General features: G+C 72.6%; 8 protein-coding genes and 1 pseudogene. 6 read left to right on the top strand and 3 right to left on the bottom strand.

The features are described from left to right. Together VIW71_RS11480 and VIW71_RS11485 are read right to left on the bottom strand one after the other, a co-directional pair. Positions 1 to 260 (bottom strand): annotated as a pseudogene (locus VIW71_RS11480) (amino acid transporter); the annotation flags it as partial. A gap of 548 nt (positions 261 to 808) precedes the next feature. Continuing rightward, complete coding sequence (locus tag VIW71_RS11485) at positions 809 to 1360, bottom strand: hypothetical protein (RefSeq protein WP_331621995.1); 552 nt, start codon at positions 1358 to 1360, stop codon at positions 809 to 811. Positions 1361 to 1997: 637 nt separating this feature from the next. Between VIW71_RS11485 and VIW71_RS11490 the strand changes: the two genes are divergently transcribed. Both VIW71_RS11490 and VIW71_RS11495 read left to right on the top strand, forming a co-directional pair. Next, the gene (locus VIW71_RS11490; protein ID WP_331621996.1) at positions 1998 to 2594 is read left to right on the top strand and encodes a hypothetical protein; all 597 of its coding nucleotides are present in this window, start codon (positions 1998 to 2000) and stop codon (positions 2592 to 2594) included. 35 nt (positions 2595 to 2629) lie between these two features. Next, positions 2630 to 5122 carry a glycosyltransferase gene (locus VIW71_RS11495; protein ID WP_331621997.1) on the top strand — a complete coding sequence of 831 codons (2493 nt, stop codon included), beginning with the start codon at positions 2630 to 2632 and terminating at the stop codon, positions 5120 to 5122. Positions 5123 to 5175: 53 nt separating this feature from the next. On the opposite strand, the gene VIW71_RS11500 is transcribed toward VIW71_RS11495, so the two are convergent. Continuing rightward, positions 5176 to 5775, bottom strand: coding sequence for an XRE family transcriptional regulator (locus VIW71_RS11500; RefSeq protein ID WP_331621998.1), 600 nt, complete (start codon positions 5773 to 5775; stop codon positions 5176 to 5178). A 343-nt stretch (positions 5776 to 6118) separates the two neighbouring features. Here VIW71_RS11500 and VIW71_RS11505 point away from each other — a divergent pair, with 343 nt between their 5' ends. From VIW71_RS11505 to VIW71_RS11520, 4 genes are all read left to right on the top strand, one after another. After that, on the top strand, positions 6119 to 6451 hold the full coding sequence (locus VIW71_RS11505) for a hypothetical protein (RefSeq protein WP_331621999.1): 333 nt from the start codon (positions 6119 to 6121) through the stop codon (positions 6449 to 6451). Further along, positions 6448 to 6858, top strand: a complete 411-nt coding sequence (locus VIW71_RS11510; RefSeq protein WP_331622000.1) for a hypothetical protein — start codon at positions 6448 to 6450, stop codon at positions 6856 to 6858. The genes VIW71_RS11505 and VIW71_RS11510 overlap by 4 nt, the downstream gene beginning before the upstream one ends. Positions 6859 to 7291: 433 nt before the next feature. Beyond that, positions 7292 to 7777, top strand: a complete 486-nt coding sequence (locus tag VIW71_RS11515) for an inorganic diphosphatase (protein WP_331622001.1) — start codon at positions 7292 to 7294, stop codon at positions 7775 to 7777. Positions 7778 to 7965: 188 nt separating this feature from the next. Further along, on the top strand, positions 7966 to 8294 hold a 329-nt coding region (locus tag VIW71_RS11520), incomplete at its 3' end, for a hypothetical protein (RefSeq protein WP_331622002.1).

Here is an 8294-nt window from a genome sequence, read left to right on the forward strand (position 1 = left end):
GTCACCACCACCAGCACGACGGTCGCGATCGGGCTGAGCAGGCCGGCGGCCAGCGCCGCGATGCCCGGCTGATAGCCCAGGGTCGAGAAGTAGTCCACCCCGGTCAGGCACATCACCCGCCACCACCGCCGGCCCTGCTGCTGGCCCACCTGCTCGGCATCCGGTGCCGGCTGCCGCTTCGCCCGGTCCGACAGCCCTTCCAGCAGCCACGCCCGCAACCGCCCCCCGGACCCCGCGATCGTCCCCGCACTGCCCGCCATCGGTCTGCTCCTGTCCTGGTTCCTCCGCGAAATCCTCCGGCCCTCTCCCCTCCACTCCGGAGCGAGCGGCCCCCAGCCTATGCGTCCACCCAGCCCCCGACCTGGGCGGGGACCCCGGGGGAGCCTCCCGGGGGGCATAAGGCCGTGGGGCCGCGGGGAACTGCGGCGAGCGGGGCGACGGCGGCCGGGGTCGGGGGCGCACGGGTACGGCACCCACCCGGTCGGTCACGGCTGTCGGGGTGCGTGGGGTGCCGTCTTGGGGGCGCGGGGGGCGGTGCGGGTGGTTACGAGGGCGGCGCGGTGGGGGCGCACGGGTACGGCACCCACCCTGTCGGTCGCGGCTGTCGGGGTGCGTGGGGTGCCCTCTTGGGGGCGCGGGGGGGGGGTGCGGGTGGCCACGATGGCGCCGCGGTCGGCGGCGGACGGACACGGACCGGGTCGGTTGCCGCTCGGCGGCGGACGGGCAGCGACCGGGTCGGTATCCGCTCGGCGGCGCGCACCGAACCCGCCGCGGCAGTCGCCGTCGTGGGTTGTCCCGTCGGCGCGCGCTACGCGTCCTGCGGCTCGCCGTTCTCCGCGAAGTGCGCGTCCAGGACCGCGTCCAGTTCCGCCGTCCAGGACTTGAGGGTGCTGCGGGACGGTGCCTCCACGTCGGCCTGGTACCAGCGGCGGCCGGACGTGTAGACGGTGATGGCGAACCGGCGCCCGAACCGCGGAGTGTCGATCTCCACCGCGCCGATCTCGTCCCAGTCGAACTCCGCCTCCTGGTCGTCCAGGCGCAGCGTGATGCCGGTGCGGTCGGCGGTGATCGAGGCGCGGCGGTCGGAGACCTCGAAGAGGGGGGCCTCGTCCGCGCCGTCCTCCGTATCGCCGGGGTCCGCCGCTTCCGGCGTGCCGTCACCTGACGCGTCCTCGTCCGACGCGTCCTCGTCCGACGCGTCCTCGTCCGACGCGTCCTCACCGGACACGCCTTCGTTCGACGCGTCGGGCCCGGTGCCTGCCCCCGCCTTGTCCGAGGAGGTGTCGTCGGGGGCCGCCTGATCCGCGACCGCCTTCTCGGGGCCGGCCTCGTCCGAGGCCGCACCCTCCGAGGCGGCCATGCTCGTAGCCGCCTCGTCCGAAACCGTTTTCCCTGCCGCGGCCGGGCGCGGGGGTGGCGTGAGACCGGGTATGTATGCGGGGTCGGTCCCAGCGGCTTGTATCGGCGGGACGACCGGATCTGTGCGCTGCTCCACGGCGGGCAGTATTGCGGATGAAGCTGTGCCTTCAAAGCCCCGGCTCCCCGTGGCGCCGCGGGGAGCCCGGGCTTGGGGTGCCCGCCCAGGCCGCAGTACTGCCCCTGGAGCAGCGAATCCGCGGCGAAGCCGATGTCGCGTACCGTCCGCCCGGCCACCGGTCGACCGCTCGTGCCGGCGTGGAACGGCTCGTTGCGGACGCCCCACGGGTCGGACGTCTGGTTCCGCGCGTTACGGAGGGACGACGTGACCAACGGCTCGTCGGTGAAGGTCACCACGAGGGCCCTTTCCCGCTTCCCGTTCGCCTCGGTCCAGGTGCGGACCCCGACGATGTCGAAGCAGGGCAGTGGGTCGGCGCCGACCCTCCCGAGGCCTTCTCCTCTCGGGGAACGCGCCGAGCGCTCACCCCGCTCCCGGTACCGCAAACCGGTTGAAACCATGGCATATACGGAATATGGGCTCTGTCGCCAACGAGCCACCCCGGCTTGTATTCTGCGCGGCTGTGCACCCCGCCCCCGCTCCAGACCCAACGGCCCACCCGGCCGTCGACCCGGCCGTCGACCCGGCGGCCGGCCCGGCGGCCGAGCCCGCGGTCGTACAGACCGCGGTTCTGCAGCCGGTGGCCCCTTACCCGGCAGCCCCGCGCCCCGCGGTGCCGCGTGCCGACGGGGGACGCGCCGCGCGCCGCCGGGCCGCCGCCGCGCCGGTGTTCGTCGACGCCTCCGGGCGCCGGCAGCGTCGTGTGCGTCGGCTGGGCAGGTTCCTGGTGATCCCCGCCGCCGGCTATGTGGCGCTGCTGCTGAGCGCCCTTCTCGGCGGCCCGTCCGTACCGTCGCCGTATCTGCCGCTGCCCGAGCCGGGGGCGCACCCCACGGGCGAACGGTCCGGACCGGGCAGCCGGCCGACCGTGCACCGCACACCCGCCACCACGGGCAGTGCGAGTCCCGGCGCCGGCACCGTCCCGCCCATGGTGAGCAGCACGACCCCGGCGGCCCGCCCGCCCACCACCGCCCCGAAGCCGACCGCACCCACCGCCACTCACGGGAAGAGCGCCGTCACCCATCCCGTGCCCCAGCACACCCGCCGTGGCCACCCATAGCGGCCGCCCCGATCGCCTCGAAGGACCGCGCCGCCATGACCACGGACATACGCTCGCGCTCACGGAAACGCCGCGGCCGGCGCGGCGTCGTCCGTAACACCCCGCTGCGCACCCACTGGCTGCTGCTCAGCGTGGTGATCCTCACGCTGGCCGCGGCGCTGCTGATCCAGGGCTACACGCAGCACATGTTCGGGATCAGCGACGACTCGGCCGCTCCGGGCGGCGGGGCCGCGCACCAGCACTCGGTGCCCCCGGCCGTCGTCAACGGCGGCCCGGTGATCGACGCCGCCGCCGTCCCGGCCCGCACCGCCCGACCCCGGCCGCGTACGATCGCTCTCACCTTCGACGACGGCCCCGACCCCACGTGGACCCCGAAGATCCTCGACGTGCTCGAAAAGCACCACGCGCATGCCACGTTCTTCGTCGTCGGCACCCAGGTGGCCGCGCACCCGGCCCTGGTGCGGCGCATCCTCGCCGAAGGCCACCAGATCGGCATCCACACCTTCACGCACGCCGACCTGAGCACCGTCCCCGGCTGGCGGCGCTCGCTGGAACTGCGGGAGGCCCAACTCGCCCTGGCCGGAGCCACCGGGCAGACCAGTTCGCTCCTGCGGCCCCCGTACTCCTCGGTCAACGACGCGCTGGACGACCAGGACTGGGCGGCGATCCGCGCGGCCGGCGGCGACGGCTACCTGACCGTACTCACCACCCAGGACAGCGAGGACTGGCAGCGGCCGGGTGTGGACGCGATCGTCGCCAACGCCACCCCGCGCGGCACCGCGGGCCAGATCGTGCTGATGCACGACGCGGGCGGCGACCGTTCGCAGACCGTCGCCGCCCTCGACCGGCTGGTGCCGCGACTGACCGCCCGCGGCTTCACGTTCAGCACCGTGTCGGCGGCCGTCGGCATCCGGCAGGCGCCGGCCGGCCCGGCCGGCGCCCGGGACCACTGGCTGGGACTCGGCCTGATCGGCACGCTGGACGCGAGCGCGTGGGTGGTACGTGTCCTCGGCTGGCTGCTCTACGCGGCGGGCGCGCTCGCCGTACTGCGAGCCGTGGCGGTACTGGTGGCGGCCCGGCGCCACACCCGCCGTCGCGGCGCCTCGTGGGGACCGCCGGTGACCGCGCCGGCCAGCGTGATCGTGCCCGCCTACAACGAGCGCGCCGGCATCGAGGCCGCGGTCCGCTCGCTGCTCGCCTCCGACCACCCGGTCGAGGTGATCGTGGTGGACGACGGTTCGACCGACGGCACCGCGGACCTGGTGGAGTCGCTGCGGCTGCCCCATGTCCGCGTCATCCGGCAGCCCAACGCGGGCAAACCGGCCGCCCTCAACACCGGCGTCGCGGCGGCCTCGTACGACCTGCTGGTCATGGTGGACGGCGACACGATCTTCGAACCGGACGCGGTACGCGCCCTCGTACAACCCTTCGCCGACCCGCGCGTCGGCGCGGTCTCCGGCAACGCGAAGGTCGTCAACCGCGGTGGCCTGCTGGGACGTTGGCAGCACATCGAGTACGTGGTCGGCTTCAACCTCGACCGGCGGCTGTTCGATCTCGCCGAGTGCATGCCGACCGTGCCGGGCGCGGTCGGCGCGTTCCGGCGCGACGCGCTGGTCCGGGTCGGCGGGGTCAGTGACGCGACGCTCGCCGAGGACACCGACCTCACCATGGCGCTGTGCCGGGACGGTTGGCGGGTGGTCTACGAGGAGGACGCCGTCGCCCGGACCGAGGCGCCCGCCTCCCTCGGTGCCCTGTGGCGACAGCGCTACCGCTGGTGCTACGGCACCCTCCAGGCGATGTGGAAGCACCGCGGCGCCCTCGTCCAGTCCGGGGCGGCGGGCAAACTGGGTCGCCGGGGCCTGGTCTACCTCCTCCTGTTCCAGGTGCTCCTGCCCCTGCTCGCGCCGGTCGTGGACCTCTTCGCCCTCTACGGCCTGGTCTTCCTCGATCCCGTCCGTATCGCCTCCCTCTGGCTGGCCTTCCTTGCCCTCCAGGCAGCGATGGGCTTCTACGCCTTCCGTCTCGACGGCGAGCGTCCCGGCGCGCTGTGGAGCCTCCCCCTCCAGCAGTTCGTCTACCGCCAGTTGATGTACCTCGTCGTCATCCAGTCGGTCGTCACCGCCCTTGCCGGGTCCCGGCTCCGCTGGCAGCGGATGGAGCGCTACGGCACGCTCGCCGTGCCGGCGGCCGTCCGGAACGGGCCGCGGGAGTCCGCGGGGCCCGAGCCCGCGCCCGGTCCAGGGCGGCGGCCGGTGACCGGACCCGCGTACCCGTCCGGGCCGGCGCCCCGCATGGGGCCGGGGTCCGTACCGGAGCCCGGATACGCGTCCGGGCCGGCGCCCGTCACCGGTTCCGCGCCCGGGTACGGCCCCCCGCCGCCGGGACGTGCCCTCGCCGACGCGTGGCTGGACGAGGTGCACGCGGCCGCAGGCCGCACGGACGTCCCGTATCTGCGCGCGGGCCAGACCCCGGGCCTCGGCGAGACCCCGGGGGACCCCGCGCCGTACGACGGCGGCGGCGGGCGATGAGCGCGGGCAGGCCGGCGAGGGGGGACCGAGCTGCGGCGGCCGGGCTCTCGTCGTCAGGAAACGGGTTCCGAGGAGGCCTGTACGCGGGTGCCGCGCTCCCAGAGTTCTTCGGCGTGCTCGGAGAAGCGTGTGAACATCCCCTCGGCTCCGGAGCGGTGGAGGTGCAGCAATGGGGAGTCGTGCCCGACGAGCCGGGCCAGGTGAGGGGTGACGAGCGCGTGGTCGTCGAACCGGAAGACCGAGAGCGAGACATGGTTCATCGCGTCCTCGGGTGCGCTGAACCGGGCCTCGAGCCCATCGAGTGCGCCGAGCCTGTCAAGGTGCTCAAGCGTGATGCGAATGCGGGTGGAGACCGTCAGCGCCACGTTCTCGACGGCTTCGCGCTGACGCGTCACCTCCCCGTCCGGGTCGCCGAGCAGGAACCGTACGCGTACCCCCGCGTCGATCTTGCGCCTCAGCGTCTCCACGAGGCTCGGCTGCTCGAGCCACAGGAAGTAGTTGGTGTACCCGCTCAGGTACAGCTCCGACCCGGCGTTCCTGATCAACTCGCCCCACACGGACGAGGGACAGGCCGACCGGTACGGGTAGGAGCGGATGATCTCTCGGTCGTTACCGGTCTTGATCGAATTCCTGACTGCCTTCGGCCAGAGCATCGCCGTGTCAACTCCCAGCGCCTGAGAAGCGTCCTCTCGGTTCCGTGCGTGTGGAATCAAGTGTTCATCAGAGATCCACCGCTCCACAGTCTTGCCCGACACTCCTACGCGCGAGGCGAGTTGACGCGGCGTGAGACCAGCGTCGGTCATAGCAGTACGTAAGGCCGTGTTCAAGGGCGCTCCCGGGATTTTTAGGCGTTTTTCGAAGGTAGCGCCGCGACAGCCCGACTGTCCCGGGACAGACAGTGAAATGACACGTTCGGTGCGTCACGCTCACTCTGTGAAACATAATCAGGTTCTGCGGGTGTACGAGCGAGCACAGCATCGGAAGGGTGTCGTGAGCATGCGCCTCCTCCCGTGGTCCGGTCAGGACGGGCAGCCGTGCTACCTCAGCACGGGTGACGATCGCGGCTTCGTGTCCTTACTGGCCGACCATCTCGAAGCCCGGCAACTGGAGATGGCCGAAGATCTGCTCACCTACGTGCGGGCAGCCGTAGCGGACGGCACCCGCTCCGAGACCGAACTCCGCCTGCTGGTCACGCGCTTGACCGAGGCGCTGCGGGACACTCTGCGTGTGGCCGAGAGCCGGGGCGACCGCCTTCCCCCGACGGACGACGACTACGCCGAACTGTCCCGGGCGGCACAGGCGATGCTCGACCGTGAGATGACGCGATGACGGGTGAGGACGGTGGGCAGAGCGCGGTGTCCCCGGCATGGGCGTACGCCCCGTGGACCGGCCCGGCGGTGGCGTACGCGCCCGCGGCTGCCGCTGAACCGCAGGACGGGGAGCGGCATGTGAGCCGCACGCCGGAAGCCCGCAGGACCGGAGACCGTCACGCTCTCGTGCTCGAACTCCCCGGACCCGACGCCGGCGACGCCCTGTGGACACATTGGACGCGCGGCCACCACCCGACCACGCTGTACGCCCTCCCGGACTGCCCGTCCACCGACCGCGCGACGCGTGAACCGTGTTGCGGGTACGCCGGGCACCCCGGCGTCCATTCGTACGAGTTGAACGACCCCTGGTCGGCCCCCCACCCCCAGGACGCGGCGGCGACCGCGACCGATGACCGCGACCGATGACCGCGGCCGGCCGCCGGGCACGGCTTGAACTCCCCGGGTTCCGCGGGTGCGTGGGAAGAGCCACCCGGCACCCCGCAGCCGGGGGCGGGAGAGCTCCGATGGGGACGCGCCCGTTCACCCTCCGAACGGGCGCGGCCCACCTCACCTCACCCCACTTCACCTCACCCCGCGCCGTACCCGCCCCGGGCGACCCGCACGGGCAGCCGCCTGCGGCACGTCCAGCGGTGACAGCCGGGCCGGAGCGGCCCGGCGCTACGCGCGTCGCAGGAGCGGCCCGGGGGCTCGGGGCGTACGTGCTCCCGTACGGTCCGGACGCAGGTCTCCCCGTACGCGCCGGTGCGGGCCGGGGCGCGCCGGGTGACGTGCGGCCGGGGCGGGAGCAGACTGGAGTCCTGCGCGACCAGCACCCAGCGCCACCCCAGGGAGAGCCGCCGTGGAGTTCGACGTGATCGTGGAGATCCCGCAGGGGTCCCGCAACAAGTACGAGATGGACCATGAGCTCGGCCGCATCCGGCTGGACCGGATGCTCTTCACCTCCACCCGGTACCCGGCCGACTACGGCTTCATCGACGGCACCCTCGGCGGCGACGGCGACCCGCTGGACGCCCTCGTCCTCACCGGCGACCCCACCTTCCCCGGCTGCGCCGTCGAGTGCCGAGCGATCGGCATGTTCGTGATGCGCGACGAGAAGGGCATGGACGAGAAGGTGCTCTGCGTCCCCGCCCACGACCCGCGCTACCAGCCCGTCCAGGACATCGGCGACGTCCCCGAGTACGACCGCCTGGAGATCACCCACTTCTTCGAGGTCTACAAGGACCTGGAGCCCGGCAAATCCGTCGAGGGCTCCCACTGGGAGGGCCGGGACGCGGCCTACGCGGAGATCGCCGCCTCCCGCAAACGCGCCGCGGCCCACGCCTGACCCGAGGATCCCGCGACAGCGCGTCGCGAGCTGATCCTGCGCCGGACGCCACGGGGGCGGCGGTCTGCGTGACGAACGCATTCGGACCTCACCACGGTGCGTGTCCGAGCATGCGCCCTTAATGTCCGATATGCGGGCGATGAACAGGTGCCCAGCCCATGCCCGCATGCCGTACCGAAGGGGTTTCCATGGCATGCACGCCGCTGAACATCCAGGCCGGACCGTTCATCACGAACTCTCCCTGGCTGAGCGCTCCGAGCGCCGCCTTCGACGGCAAGACGCTCACCCTGACGACCGGCGGCCCCAACCCAGGCCTGTCCGTCGTGCAGGGAGCCAGGAACTTCTTCCATCCCCGACTGTTGAATCGCACCATTCACTACCAGGTGCTGGGCAACAAGTACCTCGTGATCCTGGACGTCGAAGCCGGTGTCGGTGCGAGCACTCGCACCGTGTCCGTGCTCGACTTCGCCACCTGGAATTCCGTCTCGATCCTGACGGTGAACGCTTCCTCGAACGC

This window comes from Streptomyces sp. (genome assembly GCF_036524955.1).
Lineage (GTDB): Bacteria > Actinomycetota > Actinomycetes > Streptomycetales > Streptomycetaceae > Actinacidiphila.